Genomic DNA, 17,766 nt, shown 5'->3' with positions numbered 1-17,766 from the left:
ATTGCTTAGAAGAGTATTCAGGGGTTATGGCGGCGTCATCTCTGTACCTTCGATTTAGGGTAATAAGCGTATTAGCTGATCTGGCTTTTTATTAAGCTCAACAGCTCTAACAAACCAACCTGTCTTGCTAACGTAATTGGTTTTATAGTTAAAGTTTCGGCCAAATCAATTTAGCGGTAATTTTCATTTTCAGACAGGTGAACTAATACTCGCCATTGCGAATGGGTTACACCAATGCTTGCAGCTTGCTTGTTAAAACGTTGCCGAATGGCGTGGCTGATTTCATAACTGAGAAATCCAAATTGAGAATATATCATGATTAAAGAGGCATATAATAAGTAAGGCTTATTATATGCCTTACGTAACTTTAAAGTAAAGGTACTATTTTAACTAGCGGCATAAAAAAACCATCAAAGGCTGCCCCTCGATGGTTTTTTATTGCACTTACATTAACGCTTTATCACCAGCTAACGGGTCACAGGGAATGCTATACAGGGGCTTCTTCCGGTTGCTTTGCAGACACAGTGTCCGACTGTACGGTATTCGGTAATACGCTTTCTACCACCGCTTTTTCGATTTTCACTGCAGCAACTTTAAACTCGGGGATCTTGGCATGTGGATCCGTTGCAGTGGTAGTCAAACGGTTCGCAGGTGACTCTGCAAAATGGAATGGCACAAACACCACGCCCTCTTGCATACGCTTAGTCACAAATGCCGGCGTTTCAATACTGCCTCGGCGTGTCGATACCGTCAGCATTTCACCATTACTAATCCCTAATCGCTCAGCATCCGCCACAGAGATCATCGCCCGTGGCCCCGCAAGGTTATCTAAACCTTTGGTTTTACGTGTCATGGTGCCAGTATGGAATTGCTCAAGCAAACGTCCCGTGGTCAGGATCAACGGATATTCATCATCAGGTAACTCTGCAGCATAACGGAATGGCACGGCCACCATTTCCCCCTTACCACGAGTAAACTGCTGAGTATGCATCAATCTCGTACCTTCTAATTCACCATCTGCACACGGCCATTGCACGCCATCTTTACCGACTCGATGCCAATGAATACCAGCGTATTGTGGTGTCACTTGTGTGATCTCTTTGGTAATATCTTCAACCGATTGATAATCCCAGTCACTGCCCATGGCATTTGCAATATCTTGAATTATAACCCAATCTTCTTTCGCTTCACCTGGGGGCTTAACCGCTGGTGAAATACGTTGTACACGACGTTCGGTATTGGTGAAATGACCTGATTTTTCTGCAAACGAACACGAAGGTAAAACCACATCCGCATATTGCGCAGTTTCAGTTAAGAAAATATCTTGTACCACTAAGAAATCAAGCTTCTCGATACCTTCAATCACGTGGGCTTGATTCGGGTCGCTCAACACCGGATTTTCTCCCATCACATACAGTCCTTTCACTTCGTCGTGACAGGCTGCATCAATGATCTCCGTTAATGTTAAACCCGCTTCTTTAGGTAAATTAGCCTTATTCCACGCTTTGGCAAATTTGGCCTGCACTTCTGGTTTTGTCACTTTTTGATAACCAGGGTAATCACCTGGCAGTGCGCCCATATCACAAGCACCTTGCACATTAGACTGACCACGTAACGGGTTAATACCACCGCCTTCAATACCTATGTTGCCACACAGCATTTGCAGGTTAGCAACTGAACGAACATTATCATGTCCCGTCGTGTGCTGGGTGATACCCATTGAATAGTAAACAGCAGTACGTTCTGCCGTGCCGATCATCTCCGCCATTTTAATCACGTCTTGGGCTTTCACGCCAGTGATCAATTCGACTTTATCCGGCGCGTAATTATCCGACATAACCTCCGCGGCTAACGCCTCAAAACCTTCGGTGCGCTTGGCAATGTATGCCTTATCATGCCAATCATTTTTAATAATTTGCTGCATGATGCCGTTCATCAGCATCACATCGGTACCCGGACGGTGCGCGACATACAATTGCGCATGATCTGCAATATCAATACGTTTTGGATCGGCAACAATCAAACGTGCTTTGCCGTGACGAACCGCTTGTTTGATATGCGAGGCAATGATCGGGTGTGCCGACGTGGTATCAGAACCAATAATGAACACCACGTCAGAATGTTTGATACTTGGAATATCGTTGGTCATCGCACCACTACCGATGGATGCCTCAAGCCCAGTAACCGTAGAGGCATGGCATAAACGCGCACAGTGATCGACATTGTTGGTTTCTAATTCACGACGAATGAATTTCTGGAAGGCAAAGTTATCTTCATTGGTGGTTTTCGCTGACGAGAAGCCCGCCAATGCATTACCGCCATGCTTGGTTTTGATGGCATTAAACTTAGCCGCCACCAGCGTAATTGCCTCTTCCCAGCTTGCTGGTTGCAGTTCACCATTTTTACGAATTAACGGCGTAGTGAGACGTTCGCTGCTACTAACAAAATCAAAACCAAAGCGCCCTTTCACGCATAACATGCCTTGGTTTACCGGTGAATCTTTCACCCCTTGCACGTAACGGATCTTATTCTGGCTTTCGTCAACAAACATAGTTAACTTGCAGCCAACACCACAATAAGTACAAATGGTATCGACAGGTTTCAATATTTCAATGCGGCCTTGAGATTTATCACGGCTATCGACTAATGCACCTGTTGGACATACTTGCACACAGCGCCCGCACTGCACACAATCTGAATCGCCCATGCTAAAACCACGCTCAAAACCTGGGCGGCATTCTGGGCGACTTGCTGATGTGCCATCCTCATTTTTCATGAAACTCAGCACACCGTGAACGGCTTTTTCGTTACACGCATCGACACATTGGCCGCAGCTGATACAGCGGTTGGCATCAAAGACGATGAACTCAGAACTGTCATCCACGGCAAACTTCTGACAATCATCTTGGCTAACGTCGGTATCAGCCACTTGGTATTCGGTAGCAAAGTCGCGTAATTGGCAGTCGGTATTAGCCTGACAACCACACTCTAAACAACGCGCCGCTTCACGCATGGCTTCATCGTTATCAAAGCCCGTTTCTACTTCAGCAAAGCTTAACTCACGTGCTTGTGGGCTTAATTCTGGCATCACCGAGCGCATCGCTTGTTTAATGCTATCAAACTGTGCGGTATCAACCTGTTTGAGCTTCGATGCTTTTTTTGAGTTGAATTGTTTAACTGGAATATTTTCCATGTCGCCATCAAAGAAACGGTCAATCGCTTCTGCCGCCATGCGCCCATCAGCAACAGCTTCAATTGCGGTAGCTGGACCACGGCGGAAATCACCAATACTAAACACATTACTAACCCCTGAATGCATAGTGTCAGGGTTGGCATCTTGAGTATTCCAACGGGTCAGCGGTAGGTCTAAAATTTCTTGGTCCATGAAGCTTAAATCTGGTTTTTGCGACACCGCGGCAATCACAGTATCAAAGGCTTCAGTAAAGTATTCACCAGTTTGTTCTGGGCGACGGCGTCCTGATGCATCGGGTTCACCTAAGGCCATTTTTTCTAATTTAACTTCATGCACACGGCCATTGGCATCGGCGATGTTTTCAACTGGATTAGTCAGAAAGTGGAATTTAACCCCTTCATGTTCCGCTTCCAGAATTTCATAATCTTCAGCCGGCATTTCAGCGCGGGTACGACGGTAAATCAAGGTAGTATCAGCGCCATCACGCACTGCAGTTCGCGCGCAGTCAATCGCGGTATTACCACCGCCTATCACCGCCACTTTTTTTCCTGTGGTGTAGTGACCATCGGTGACGTAATCTTTGAGGTAATCAACGCCTAAATAACAACCATCCAAGTCACTACCGGTATATTGCATGTCGACAGCTTGCGACGCACCAACCGCTAAACACACCGCATCATAATCTTGAGTCAGTTCTGTCAGGGTAAAATCACGCCCCAATTTTTTGTTGGTCAGTAGTTGCATGCCGTTACGGCACATGATCTCAATTTCTTTCGCCAGAATAGCTTTTGGTAATCGGTACTCAGGTATGCCATAACGTAGCCAGCCCCCCGCATCAGGCATAGATTCAAATACCGTCACGTCATAGCCTTCATTGGTGAGGTAATAACCACAAGTCAAGCCACCGGGACCACTACCGACCACGGCAATAGACTCGCCTCTTGTTGGTTTTTTCACTGGCACGTATTGTTCTTGTGATTCCAAGTCGATATCTGCTGAATGACGTTTTAATTGACGAATAGCTACCGGTTCATCCACCAAACCGCGGCGACACTCGGTCTCACAAAATGCAGGGCACACACGACCAATCGACAACGGCATGGGTAGCGTGCGTTTAATCACTTCGACCGCTTTGCCATGATCGTTTTGGGAAATATGATAGAGGTAAGATTGAATATCGACACCAGCAGGACATGCCGTCTGACATGGCGCTTCGCAATCAGCATAGTGATCAGAAAGAATACGGTTTAACGATTTTTGACGTAACGAAGACAAGGTTTCAGATACTGTCGTGATAATCATACCTTCTACCGGAATCATTTCACAAGCGCGTTTAATGCCTTGACCGGCAATATCGACGACGCAAAGATCACAAGGTACTTTTTCGCCATTTTTATTCAAGCCACACAGTGACGGAATATCGATATTATTGTCTGTTGCGACTTCAAGTAGGGTTTGCTGGGCATTTACGGAGAATATTTGTCCGTTGAATGTGACGTTTATCATAGGTGCCTCTTTAAATTTCTCTGCACTGCATCATTTTAGTTATTCTGCCAATCTACCCAACACAGTGAAAAATGTTTTGATTTGAAACACTGTACGCGTCAGTAATTTAAAAATGCAGGAACTATGAGCTGTTGAACAAATCAGCTCAGAACTTTATTACCACTCACATAAATGAGACATAATTACATATTTATCAAAATCTTATTCCATATCAATTCAAAGCAACATAATGTCATCTTCTCTGCAATATGCGAAACAGTTCAATTTAACTGTCGTATTTACCATATACCCTCCTACCTATAAAGTTATATACTAGGTGGTGTTATGTTATATTTTGAATTTCTGTTTTTGTTGGTCGTGCTCTATATCGGTTCCCGATTTGGTGGCATAGGATTAGGGGTTGTATCTGGGATTGGTTTGGTGATTGAAGTCTTTATCTTCAAAATGCCGCCGACTTCTCCGCCTGTCACTGTGATGCTGATTATCTTAGCGGTAGTCACTTGTGCCTCGATCCTCGAAGCCGCTGGCGGGCTTAAATACATGCTGCAAATTGCCGAACGTATTTTAAGAACCAATCCAAAACGGGTGACCTTAATTGCCCCTTTTGTTACCTATACCATGACATTTTTGCTTGGTACCGGTCATGCGGTATATTCAATTATGCCAATCATTGGTGATGTCGCTCTAAAAAATGGTATTCGTCCTGAGCGCCCAATGGCCGCGGCATCTGTGGCCTCGCAAATCGGTATCACCGCGTCACCACTCTCGGCTGCAGTGGTATTCTATTTAGCCCAATTAGTGGATATCGATTCGTCAATTACCCTACTGTCGATCTTAATGGTCACCGTGCCGTCGACATTATTTGGTACCTTGATGCTGGCGCTGTATAGCTTACGCCGTGGTAAAGAATTAGACGATGATGAGGAATATCAAGCACGTTTAAAAGATCCAATCTGGCGTGAAAAGATCTTAAATACCACTTCAACCTCGTTAGATGAACAACTACCGACTAAAGCACGTAATGCAGTACTTATCTTTTTAGCTGCGATCGTATCTATCGTGGTGATTGCTATGTTCCCTGACATTCGAACGATCAGCGAAGGCGCTGCGCCAATCAAAATGTCGGTAGTGATCCAAATGATGATGTTAGCGTTTGGTGGTGTGATCTTGCTGGCAACCAAAACTGACCCGCGCGATGTGCCTAATGGCGTGGTATTCAAGTCAGGTATGGTGGCAGCCATTGCTATTTTTGGTATCGCCTGGATGTCTGATACCTATTTCCAATACGCGATGCCGCAATTTAAAGCCGGTATTGTTGATATGGTTACCCTGCATCCGTGGACGTTTGCCTTAGCCCTGTTTATCGTCTCTGTGGTGGTTAACTCACAAGCGGCCACAGCACGGATGATGTTACCCGTCGGTTTGGCGCTGGGACTCGAACCCGCATTGGTGATTGGTTTAATGCCTGCAGTATATGGTTATTTCTTTATTCCAAACTACCCATCAGACATTGCCACGGTAAACTTTGATAACTCAGGTACCACTAAAATTGGTAAGTACTACTTTAACCATTCGTTCATGTCGGTGGGCTTAATTGGGGTTATTTCTGCTTGTTTGGTTGGTTATGTATTAGGTCAAATCATCATTGGTTAACAAACCCAAAAAGCCCGTGTGTATTTAAAAGTGGCTCTGTTGCAGAAAATGGTTGTTATCGACATATTACCAATTTATAACAGGGCCTTTAGGGATTAATCGAGAAGGGTTAATCTCGGGTTGCCCTGCAAAATAGGTGGTTTTAATAAAATCGAGATGAAAAGTAGAACGGATGCTTTTGTCACTCATTAAACCCGTTAGGTATTTGTAAATATGCTCATAATAGCTTAGCGGCTGATAATTCAGTTTAAAATGGGTGGCGTAAACCAGTTCAAGTTGGACTAAAGTTGGCAGGATCAAGAGATCACTCAGCGATATGGCAACACCGTTAAAATATGGGCTCAGGGCTAACTTATTATCTAACCGCTCCAGGTTTTTAAAAAATGCAGAGCTTGCCTCTTCATATTCATGTTGCTCCCTAGTAAAGCCAGCCTTAAAAGGCAAAGTATTGATGTGTTCGTTAATCCATTGACATTGTTGTTCAATTTCTTTTTGATGCTGCTCTGGTATTAACTCTAAGCTAGATCGTGATATTGCTTGCTTTACTAGCCATTTAGTTATTTCTAAAGAATCATTACTCACAATCGTATTGAGATTTTTATCCCATAATACCGGTACGGATATGCGTCCAGTGTAATCCTGCTTTGCATCCTGATAGACTTGATACAAGTAACGTCTAGGTTTCAAAGGATCACAATACTGGTCACTAAATTCCCAGCCATTGCTGTCTTTAAGTGGCGCAACCGAAGATATTGAGACATATTTTTCTAACCCTAATAGAGCAATAACCAGAATGGCCCGATGCGCAAAGGGGCACCCGTACGAAACGTACAAATGAAATCGACCTTGTTCTAATGAAGAAAATTCGTTAAAAGTATCGACATGTGACAATTCAGATAATTCGCCCGATGCCTGCCATTGTCCTTGTTTCATGTAAGCCATTCTTAATACCCCTATAGTTGAGCTTCAAATCGTTTAATCAGGTCGGTTAACTCTTGATCTGTTGCTGGTGTTAACTTGCCATCAATTACCTTTTCAAAATAACTGCCAAGGCTATAAGTACCTTTGACATCACCACCCCACCAAGGCATAAGTTCTGCCATGGTATTTAAATTTGTCGCCCCGCCAGTTGGGCCAGGAGAAGTACTCATTAATAAAATAGGTTTGGCCTCATTACCAAAGAATGGGCTTTTTGCTGGTACTAATCGTGACAACCAATCGATAACATTTTTTAAATACGCCGGCATAGAACCATTATGCTCGGGCGTTGCAATAATAATGGCGTCATGTTTCACAAACTCTTCTTTAAGTTGGTAGACTTCTTGTGGGATACCTTTGGCTTCAATATCTAAACTGTATATAGGAAGCGGGAAATCACTGAGGTTGAGCATGGTGACTTCATTCTCGACTATTTTCTCTACCGCCAAATTAAGCAGTTGCTGATGAATAGAATTACTGTGGTTACTTCCGGTAAACGCGATGATTTTCTGCATGGTGAACTCTCTTTTTATTTATTGATAAACAGGGATATATTCTTCATTGGTGACGTATTCATAACTGGCAGTAATGACGTCCTTCAAAACGTCCATCTCTTTTTTATTTTGAGGTGCATAAACCAAAATTTCATTTACACCATGCTTTTTATACGGATGAGGTTCGCCCCACTTAGCCGCAAAAATGGCATCAATATCTCTTTGTGGTAAACAGACATGGATGCTGCCATCTTTATGTAAATGAGCAAATTCACGACTTTTAGGTGGTGGTGGCATAAAACCATCTCTTGGGGTATTTTTAATATTTTCATCCAACCACATCGCGCGGCTTGAAGGCACTGATATCCAAGTTTCATGCTCTCTTGATTTAGGAAATGCATTAAACATCCAATCAGCGAGTGAATGATAAATAGCGCGAGGACTATGCATATTGTGCTGTAAATGCGGGGGTGATGGATTCGTTATTGGCTTAACACCAATTCTTTTAGCTAATTTCAATTTAGACATGAGGTACTCCAATCATTTTTCAATAGCTGCAGTATAGGCACCTTGACTTAATTTCTGAATACAGCAAAATGAGAAAATATATTTTCCAATATAAGAAAAATCATGGATAAATTAAAAGCGATGACTATCTTCAACGCGATCGTTGAAGAGGCGTCGATGTCTGGAGCTGCGCGAAGATTAGGCATCGCTAATTCCGTAGTGTCTAAAAACCTTAATGAGTTAGAAACCTGGTTAGGCCGTAAATTGATTTATCGTTCAACCCGCAGCCTAAAGCTAAGCCTTGAGGGGCAAACATATTACGACAAAATAAAAGATATTGTGATGGCGGTTGATTCACTTGAGCATCCGGATAATTTAGAGAATATAGATCTGATTGGCTCAGTGAAGATGACTGCGCCAGTCATGATGGGGAAAAGACTCTGTCAGCATATATTGCCAAAATTCCATGCTGAGTTTCCAGGCGTCCATTTAAATATATTACTGGCAGATGACTTCAATGACATGGTAGAAGAAGGTATAGATATCGCCTTAAGAGTAAGTAAACTGCCTGATTCAAATTTCATTGCTAAAAAACTAGGAAAACAAGCTTTGCGACTTGTTACCAGTCTCGACTATGTTGAAAAATTTGGCGCTCCATTAAGTCCAGAAAGCTTAAATAAGCACGTTTGTATTATTGATAATTCAGTGGCAAACCCCAAAAGATGGGGGTTTAGCAACACTGATGGTGGCATTAGTAGCGTGCATATCGATGGACCTATAGAAGTTAACGATGCTGAATGCGTGGTTAACTTGTGTGAGGCGGGTGTTGGTTTGGCTCAAGTGCCAGAGATATTTGTCAACGAGAGCATTCGTCAAGGCCGACTTATTGAGTTGCTGCCAGAGAAAACCATGGAGTTTGATATATCAATTCTCTATCACCAGAAAAGTACCGGTAGCCCTATCATTAAAGCTGTTATCGATTTTATTATCAACAATACTGACGAGCAATACTTTCTCTAGCTTTGTATTTTCCTTGCATTGTCCTTGCATAGACCTGCCATATTAATAGCCAACTCTCGTGTTGGCTTTTTTATTTTCTAACATCACTTTTCCAGATTTGAGAAATATGTTTTTTCATTATTCACCATACAGAAATTATTATTTATTAATTATACTTAGCCACAAGTCCAAAATAAGAGGGTTAAGAAAGATGAAAATATTAGTCTTTGGCGCAACGGGAAAAATAGGTAGTGAAGTCGTAAAACTGCTAAAAGATGAACATGAGGTTATTGGAGTCGGTTCTCGTAGTGGTGATATCACGGCTGATTACACTAACGCGGAATCAATTGAAGCCGTGTTCAAGCAAGTGCAAAACGTTGACGCTGTTGTCGTCTCTGTTGGTGGTGACAGTAACTTTAAAGCATATCATGCCATTGAAGACGAAGATTTGCGATTGGGTGCTGAACGAAAACTGGTCGCACAATTTCGTATTGTGTCTCTTGCCGAAAAATACTTAAATCGACGCGGTTCAGTTACGTTAACCAGTGGTTATTTATCTCATTATCCAAATGAATATAGCTTAGCCACAGGTCCATTCAATGCTGCTATTGATACTTATGTTAAGCAATCAGCGGCTTTTCTAAAGAATGATTTACGCTTAAACGTGGTCAGTCCGGCCCCCGTTGTTGAAGCAGAAAGAACTAGAACAGGCCTGGTTTCAGCAATTGATGTTGCTAAATACTTTGTTGAATCAATTCACAGTGAGCAGTCTGGCGTAGTATATCGCGCTTGGGGCGGCCTCACAGTTCCTGAAGAATACTCACTTTAAGTTAATGAGAAAAATAAATATGAAATATCCATTACCTATCAGAGCCATTCATTGGTCGAGTGCATTAATTATTTTGGGACTTATAGCGTTAGGATTCTATATGACACCCTTTGAAGTAGACAACATGGAGCACTCTGAAAACCTTTATTTCTGGCACAAGTCATTTGGTATTTTGGCTTTTATTTTAGTGTGTTTACGCTTGTTGTTGAGAAGTAAACATACCCTGCCTGCGCTACCGCAAGGTATGCCTAAACATGAAAAATTGGCCGCTAAAATTGCGCATAAAGCTTTATACGTATTAATGATTTTAGTGCCTATTTTGGGCTATATCCAATCTTGTGTATATCCCTACAGCAGCGGTATTCATTTCTTTGGATTGCTCCTGCCAGAGCTGTTCTCAGACAACATGGCCATTTTTGAAGTGGTAAACCTCATCCACAAAGTACTGGCCTACTCATTGCTGGCATTGATTGCGGCCCATGTATTAGGAGCGATTAAACATCGACTATTTGATAAAGAAAATGACGTATTAAACAGAATGATTTAACACAATCGAGTACATTATTTATATGTAGAGATAACGCTGACTGGAATCGCCAAATAGGTTTGAAATAAGTCAACGTTATCGCTCAATTAGTTATAAAAAAGGGGGAGCTAAGTCCAATGCTGAATTCATTAACAATGGTTGTATTTATAGCTGTCGTTTGACTACCGAATCCAGCATTGCGCGAAGGCGAACACAATATAACAGTTGCCTTGCCTTATTGTTTTGGGGATTAAAGTTAAGCTTTAGCAAACTGATAAGTGCGGTAACCACCAATCAGATTACGCGCTTTAAAGCCGTTGTTCACTAATTGACGATAAGCGACATTACCACGTAAACCAACCTGACAATAAATCACGATCTCTTTGTCTTTTGGCAGTTCATGCATGCGCTGACGTAACTCATCAACCGGGATGTTTATCGCGTTACCAATATGACCTAATTTTTCTAACTCCCCAGGATTACGTACATCAAGCAATATTTGGCTATCGGTTAAGTGATCTATTTCATCAAAGTGGATCGCGGTTGCATCGCCTTTCATGATGTTATGCGCCACAAATGCCGCTTGATTGATCACATCCTTAGCACTACCAAAAGGCGGTGCATAGGTTAATTCTAGATGTTGCAGTTGCTCTACCGTCATCCCCGCACGTTGGGCCACTGCCATGATATCGATGCGTTTATCAATGCCGTCTTTACCCGCCGCTTGCGCCCCTAAAATTTTGCCCGTGCTTGGGTCAAATAACATTTTGAAAGAAACAATCTCGGCGCCTGGGTAATAACTGGCGTGGCTTGCGGTATGTACATAGACTTTTTCATAAGCAATACCAGCTCGCGTTAATTGTTTTTCGTTTTGGCCTGTTGCAGCAACCGCTAAATCGAATATCTTACAGATCGCCGTGCCTTGGGTACCTTGGTAACTTTCGTTACGCCCAAACATGTTATCCGCCGCCATACGACCCTGACGGTTCGCGGGGCCAGCAAGCGGGACTATGGTTTTCTCACCGGTGACAAAGTCTTGCTCTTCAATGGCATCACCCACCGCAAAAATAGCCGCATCGCTGGTCTGCATCTGCGCGTTGGTTTTAATCCCCCCTAACAGCCCAACCTCTAAACCAGCATCTTTAGCCAGTTTGATTTCAGGGCGCACACCAATAGCCATAATTAACAGTTCTGTCTTCAACAACTCGCCGTTACTAAGCGCTAGGTTCAAATGACCGTTAATATGTTGATGTTTGCTATTTTCACCTGACTCTTCGTTGGCGATATAAATTTCAGGCACATATTCAACACCGGACAGTGCCGTACTAAGACGTAAATCAATGCCTTTGTCACGAATTTCGGCATGGGCAAAGCCAGCCATTTCCTTATCTACAGGCATCATCACTTGGTCAGCAAGCTCTAACAATGTGGTTTTTATACCGCGTTGATGAAATGCCTCCATCATCTCTAAGCCAATAAAACCACCACCGACAACAGTGGCATGTTCAACATTGTTAGTCTGGATTGTCTGAAGGATACGATCCATGTCTGGAATATTACGCAACGAATGCGTTAACGGATTATCAATACCAGCAATAGGCGGCACAATCGGCGCTGAACCTGGGCTTAATAGCAGGAAATCGTAACTCTCGGAGTATTGAGTATCGTCAAGCAGTGAATGTACCGTCACGGTTTTATTAACACGGTCAATACTCAGCACTTCATTCATCGTGCGTACATCGACGTTAAAACGAGCCAGAAAACTTTCAGGGGTTTGTAGCAGCAGCTTGCTTCTATCGAGAATGTCACCACCGATGTGATAAGGCAGACCGCAGTTAGCAAACGACACAAATGGACCACGTTCAAACATGATGATTTGTGCATCTTCACTTAAACGACGAGCACGTGCCGCTGCCGAAGCACCACCAGCAACACCACCTATAATTACAATCTTTGTCATAGCTACTCACTCCAAACTAAAAGTTAATTAATTTTAAATCGTTTTTTTAAACTGTGCAGACACTATAAAACATTAAATTAGTAAAGTCTAATATAGTAAACTCTAATTTAGATATAGCTTAACAAGCATTGACTAATCTAGCATCCTGAGTAAACTGAACGTACCCAATTGAATAACAATAGCAGTAATAATGGAATTCATAGACATGCAAGAACGCGCTACAGAAGTGGCGGATTTATTAAAAACCATGGCACATCCAGAAAGGTTAATGGTGTTATGTCAGTTGGTTGATGGTGAAATGAGTGCCAGTCAGTTGCAGGAAAACTCCACGTTAAGCCAGTCGGCATTCTCACAGCATTTAGCGGTATTAAGAAAAAATAACATAGTGAAGGTACGCAAAGAATCGCAATCAGTGTTTTACTCCTTGGCGGATGAGCGTATTGAAGCCTTGATTGGAAGTTTTTATAACATTTTTTGTGATTAGGTTTAAATCGCAGCGAATAAGGATTTACTGTGCTCCTTATTCGCTATCATAGTACTTGTCGAGACCAGATAATCTGCGGTTAATTAGCTCGGACTGAACTCTGGATAATCTGTCAGTCCTGCTTCACCACCACCAAATAAAGTCTCAGGGTTATGGGCTGCTAGTGGGTAACTATTTTTAATGCGATTAGGCAGATCAGGGTTGGCGATAAATGGACGGCCAAAACCAACCATATCAGTTAACCCTGCAGCAATTGATTGAGCGCCTTTTTCATCGTTGTAGCGACCCGCATAAATAAGTACACCTTGGTATACCGCACGTACTGTCCGTTTAAATTCTTCAGGCGTGTCTGGTGCATCATCCCAATCTACTTCGGCAATATGAATATAAGCTACTTTGTGGTTATTTAATAAGGCCGCAGCAGAGGCATAACTGGCGATTGGTGTTGCATCCACCGTGCCGTTCAATGACGTAAACGGGGCAAGACGCACACCAATGCGATCCGCACCAATCGCCTCAGCCATTGCAGCAACCACTTCACTCAGAAAACGTAATCGATTTTCGATACTGCCACCGTACTCATCGGTACGATTATTCGCTTCAGAATCAATAAACTGGTTAATCAGGTAACCGTTCGCGGCATGTAATTCAATCCCATCAAAACCGGCTTTAATCGCATTTAATGCGGCTTGACGATACTCACCAATAACGTGTTGAATGTCTGCTTTAGTCATCTCGCGTGGCGTTACAACGTCAACAAAACCCGCTTCATCAGTGCCGTTATCAATGAATACTTTTACATTTTTAGCTTTAAGAGCGGAAGAGGAAATAGGTTGCTCGCCACCGATATTGTCAGGATGAGTCACACGGCCAACATGCCAAAGTTGCGCGAAGATAACACCGTCTTTAGCATGAACCGCATCTGTTACTTTTTTCCAACCGAAAATTTGTGCTGCGGTATAGATACCGGGTGTCCAAGCATAACCTTGACCCATGGCTGAAATTTGCGTACCTTCCGCAATAATCAGTCCAGCGGACGCGCGCTGCGCATAATAATCCGCCATCATCTGGTTAGCGACATTACCAGGCTGAGTAGCACGAGAGCGCGTCATTGGCGGCATAACGATACGGTTTTTTAGCGTCAGATTACCGAGTTTTATTGCTTGAAATAGTGCGTCTTTCATCTAGTCATTCCAGTTAATTTGCGAACTTAAAAACAGACCATCCAAACGCTGTTTGCGGTCTTATTACTGTCGAGAAAGGCAGTGTACAGACAAAAGACATGATCATTAAATTATTATTAGTGATGATGTTGATAACGATTTATAATGATTTAATCACCTAATGCATGATGATTTACGGTGCATTAGGCGATGCCTGCTAGCTATGATTTATAGCGTCAACTTATGCGTTGGCTAACTGCGTCGCCAGCATGATCTGTTTCGCCATCAACTGGTTTAGATCCAGTCCCACGATTTCGCCATCAAGTACTCGCCACCTACCGGCAACCATGACTTTATCAGCTTTGGTTGCGCCACAAAGCAGTAACGCGGCAACTGGAGTACCCGCGCCAGCAAAACGAATTTCGTCAAGTTTAAACAAAGCAATATCCGCTTGTTTACCCACGGCAATCTCGCCAATGTCATCACGCCCTAAGCAGCCTGCCGAACCTTTGGTCGCCCACTCGAAAGCTTTTTGATGAGTGATCTCACTGGCACCATAACGCAGTCGTTGTAATAACAACGCCTGACGTACTTCGCCAATCATGTTAGAACCATCATTAGACGCCGAACCATCAACCCCTAAACCGACAGGACTTCCCGCCGCTTGCAATGCTAATGTTGGGCATTGCCCTGACGCCAATATCATATTAGACGATGGGCAGTGGCACACACCAACGCCAGCCTCTCCTAATCGGGTTATTTCTTGATCGTTAAAATGAATACCGTGCGCTAACCATGTACGCTCATTGAGCCAACCGACACGTTCAAGGTAATCAACTGGTCGAACCCCAAACATTTTAATGCAGAAGTCAGTTTCATCATGGGTTTCAGCTAAGTGAGTATGCAATCTAACGTTATGCTCGCGGGCTAAATCACCGGTTGCCGTCATCAATTCTTCACTCACCGAAAATGGCGAGCAAGGCGCCAGTGCAATACGGGTCATAGCACCGTCTTCGTATTGATGATATTCCTTAATTAGACGCAGACTATCATCTAAAATTTCAGTGTCACTTTGGATCGTGGTACGTGGTGGCAAGCCGCCTTGGTCTTCCCCTAAACTCATAGAGCCACGGGTTAGATGCACTCGGATCCCGAGCTTTTTAGCTTGTTCAACTTGGATGTCGATAGCGTGTTCTAAACCATCGGGGAATAAGTAATGGTGATCACTGGCGGTGGTACAACCCGACAGTAATAATTCACTCAGAGCAATTTGGGTTGAAGTGGCGATCATTTCCGGGGTTAATTTAGCCCATACCGGATACAGACTTTGTAACCAAGGAAATAATTCTTTGTTTAATGCCGCAGGAAAAGCCCGCGTCAGGGTTTGGTAGAAATGGTGATGACTATTGATCAGACCAGGGATCAGCACATGCTGACTGGCATCGACTATCTCATCGACCGGATTAATAGGCTCAGCGCCAGAGGGGACTAATTCAACAATGATATCGTCTTGAATAACAATACCACCAGCATAAGCTGGCTCTAAACAGTCAAGTGGATCCTTGATCCACAGACGCAATGATTTAACTTGCATATAAACTCCTAATTGTCAGGATTTAAAAATAATAAAGACCAAAAGTCTTAATTCATCAAACCCGGATGTAGGAGCCAAAAGTGCACAAACCGGAAAGGTACACAATCAGTTGATTAAAAATCACGGCTATTTACATATACATAGCCTCCAGTCAATCGAGTAACGCCATAAGCGCTACCTGATTAAAGTAATAACAACAAAAAACACCAATAAAGTCAATGTTAAACAGTGGTGCGATTTTGCTCAGTAGCCTCTGTGTCTACCTCATCTGCCACTATTTTTCTGTTATGTGGCAAGATCATGCTCATCAAGATCGCAGACAAGCCAGACACGGTAACTGAAGAACTAAAGATACTCTTAAACAAGGGTGAGAATGAGCTCGTTACTTCAGGTACAGCGACAACACCTAAACCAAGGCCAAAAGAGACCGCCATGATAAGCAAGTCGCGACGATCAAGATCAGCAGTGGCTAAAATCCGAATACCCGCCGAGGCAACAGTACCAAACATAACCAGGGTCGCGCCACCTAATACTGGTTTAGGTAATGTTTGCATTACGGCACCAATAACCGGAAACAAACCCAGCAAGATAAATAAACCACCAATATAAAAAGCCACATAGCGACTTGCTACACCCGTTAACTGAATAACACCGTTGTTTTGGCTAAAGGTCGACATTGGAAAACTGCCAAAAATAGACGCTAAGCAAGAATTAATGCCATCACCTAACACGCCACCTTTAATACGTTCGATATAAACCGGACCACGAGTCGGTTCATTGGATACCATCGAGTTAGCGGTTAAGTCGCCAGTTGTTTCGATAGCTGTAACGATAGAAATAATAGCCACCGGAATAAATGCAGCTAGCTCAAAATCAAAACCATATTTAAACGGAGACGGTATCGAAATAACAGCAACATCAGCAATATCACTGTTAACCATACCCATAAAATAAGCCGCGATATAACCAACAACCATACCGATCATGATACCGGAAAGTCGCAAAACTTGATTATTTGAGCGATTAATGAGGATGATAGTACCCAAGGTGATGGCACCAACAATGAGATATTTTGCGTCGCCGATGTTTTCATTGCCAAAACCACCAGCAATATCTGTCATACCAACTTTAATCAGTGATAAACCTATGGTGGTAATAACAATGCCTGTTACCACGGGGGTAATAATATGCTGCAGTTTATGAATAAAACGGCTTAATACGATTTCAACAAAAGAGGCGATAAAGCAGACACCAAAAATCATCGCTAAAATGTCTTCTGGACTGCCGCCACGGTTTTTAACAATAAAACCTGCGGCAAGTACAGCACTTAAAAAAGCGAAGCTCGTTCCTTGCACACAAAGTAAACCGGAACCGACAGGTCCAAAACGTCTCGCTTGTAAGAAAGTTCCGACCCCAGACACAAATAACGCCATTGAAATAAGATAAGGTAATTCACTGCCTAATCCTAATACACCACCAATAATCAACGCTGGCGTGGTGATACCGACAAAGCTAGCTAAAATATGCTGAAAAGCGGCAAATAACGCTTTTAGTGGTTCGGGGCGATCATGTAATCCATATAACAAATCATTTTTATTACTTTCCGTGTTCATACCTACCTCAATTCAATTTGATAATAGTTTATAAATCAAAACCTTAATTAAGACTCATCCTGTCCATCTGTAAACCTGTAACCGCAATAACGTTATGATAAAACCCATAATCATTAAATACTGTACACAAGATCGCAACCAAGTTGCAACAATGTTAAAAGAGGATAGACATGAAAATACTAGAAATAACTTGATATGATATTTACAAAAGTGAACAAATGAAAAGTAAAGCCAATTTAATCAATAAGATAAATAATTAACCTGTTA

Annotated in this window: 13 protein-coding genes; 5 read left to right on the top strand and 8 right to left on the bottom strand. The window is 42.8% G+C overall.

Annotation, left to right across the window (positions count from 1 at the left end):
* Positions 1 to 487: 487 nt before the first annotated feature.
* Entirely contained in the window at positions 488 to 4,699 is a 4,212-nt protein-coding gene (gene fdhF, locus QNK26_RS10490) for a formate dehydrogenase subunit alpha (RefSeq protein WP_319222762.1), read from the bottom strand.
* A 324-nt stretch (positions 4,700 to 5,023) separates the two neighbouring features.
* Between fdhF and QNK26_RS10485 the strand changes: the two genes are divergently transcribed.
* A complete protein-coding gene (locus QNK26_RS10485) occupies positions 5,024 to 6,352 on the top strand; it encodes an anaerobic C4-dicarboxylate transporter (RefSeq protein ID WP_319222761.1) in 1,329 nt (442 codons plus the stop codon).
* Between the two features lie 66 nt (positions 6,353 to 6,418).
* Here the strand turns inward: QNK26_RS10485 and QNK26_RS10480 are convergent, their stop codons facing one another.
* From QNK26_RS10480 to QNK26_RS10470, 3 genes are read right to left on the bottom strand one after another with little or no spacing between them, the layout of a single operon-like run.
* A complete protein-coding gene (locus QNK26_RS10480; protein WP_319222759.1) occupies positions 6,419 to 7,285 on the bottom strand; it encodes a glutathione binding-like protein in 867 nt (288 codons plus the stop codon).
* A 20-nt stretch (positions 7,286 to 7,305) separates the two neighbouring features.
* Positions 7,306 to 7,845, bottom strand: coding sequence for an NADPH-dependent FMN reductase (locus QNK26_RS10475; RefSeq protein ID WP_319222757.1), 540 nt, complete (start codon positions 7,843 to 7,845; stop codon positions 7,306 to 7,308).
* Positions 7,846 to 7,863: 18 nt separating this feature from the next.
* Entirely contained in the window at positions 7,864 to 8,352 is a 489-nt protein-coding gene (locus tag QNK26_RS10470) for a luciferase family protein (protein WP_319222756.1), read from the bottom strand.
* Between the two features lie 102 nt (positions 8,353 to 8,454).
* Here QNK26_RS10470 and QNK26_RS10465 point away from each other — a divergent pair, with 102 nt between their 5' ends.
* The 3 genes from QNK26_RS10465 to QNK26_RS10455 all read left to right on the top strand — a co-directional run bounded on the left by QNK26_RS10465 (position 8,455) and on the right by QNK26_RS10455 (position 10,706).
* Positions 8,455 to 9,351, top strand: a complete 897-nt coding sequence (locus QNK26_RS10465; protein WP_319222754.1) for a LysR family transcriptional regulator — start codon at positions 8,455 to 8,457, stop codon at positions 9,349 to 9,351.
* Between the two features lie 190 nt (positions 9,352 to 9,541).
* A complete protein-coding gene (locus QNK26_RS10460; protein ID WP_319222752.1) occupies positions 9,542 to 10,159 on the top strand; it encodes a short chain dehydrogenase in 618 nt (205 codons plus the stop codon).
* Between the two features lie 19 nt (positions 10,160 to 10,178).
* Positions 10,179 to 10,706 carry a cytochrome b gene (locus tag QNK26_RS10455; RefSeq protein WP_319222751.1) on the top strand — a complete coding sequence of 176 codons (528 nt, stop codon included), beginning with the start codon at positions 10,179 to 10,181 and terminating at the stop codon, positions 10,704 to 10,706.
* Between the two features lie 235 nt (positions 10,707 to 10,941).
* On the opposite strand, the gene QNK26_RS10450 is transcribed toward QNK26_RS10455, so the two are convergent.
* Positions 10,942 to 12,645, bottom strand: a complete 1,704-nt coding sequence (locus tag QNK26_RS10450) for an FAD-dependent oxidoreductase (RefSeq protein ID WP_319222749.1) — start codon at positions 12,643 to 12,645, stop codon at positions 10,942 to 10,944.
* 190 nt (positions 12,646 to 12,835) lie between these two features.
* Between QNK26_RS10450 and QNK26_RS10445 the strand changes: the two genes are divergently transcribed.
* Positions 12,836 to 13,129 (top strand): metalloregulator ArsR/SmtB family transcription factor, encoded by a 294-nt coding sequence (locus QNK26_RS10445; RefSeq protein WP_319222748.1) that lies wholly within the window; start codon positions 12,836 to 12,838, stop codon positions 13,127 to 13,129.
* A gap of 83 nt (positions 13,130 to 13,212) precedes the next feature.
* On the opposite strand, the gene QNK26_RS10440 is transcribed toward QNK26_RS10445, so the two are convergent.
* The 3 genes from QNK26_RS10440 to QNK26_RS10430 form a co-directional block, all read right to left on the bottom strand.
* A complete protein-coding gene (locus QNK26_RS10440) occupies positions 13,213 to 14,313 on the bottom strand; it encodes an alkene reductase (RefSeq protein WP_319222747.1) in 1,101 nt (366 codons plus the stop codon).
* Between the two features lie 220 nt (positions 14,314 to 14,533).
* On the bottom strand, positions 14,534 to 15,886 hold the full coding sequence (locus QNK26_RS10435; protein ID WP_319222745.1) for an 8-oxoguanine deaminase: 1,353 nt from the start codon (positions 15,884 to 15,886) through the stop codon (positions 14,534 to 14,536).
* Between the two features lie 221 nt (positions 15,887 to 16,107).
* Positions 16,108 to 17,499 (bottom strand): nucleobase:cation symporter-2 family protein, encoded by a 1,392-nt coding sequence (locus tag QNK26_RS10430; RefSeq protein ID WP_319222744.1) that lies wholly within the window; start codon positions 17,497 to 17,499, stop codon positions 16,108 to 16,110.
* Positions 17,500 to 17,766: the final 267 nt, after the last annotated feature.

The sequence above is a fragment of the Moritella sp. genome, assembly GCF_033791185.1.
Taxonomy (GTDB): Bacteria; Pseudomonadota; Gammaproteobacteria; order Enterobacterales; family Moritellaceae; genus Moritella.
Note: the sequence above shows the minus strand (reverse complement) of the source record. Positions and strands in the feature narration are given on the sequence as shown.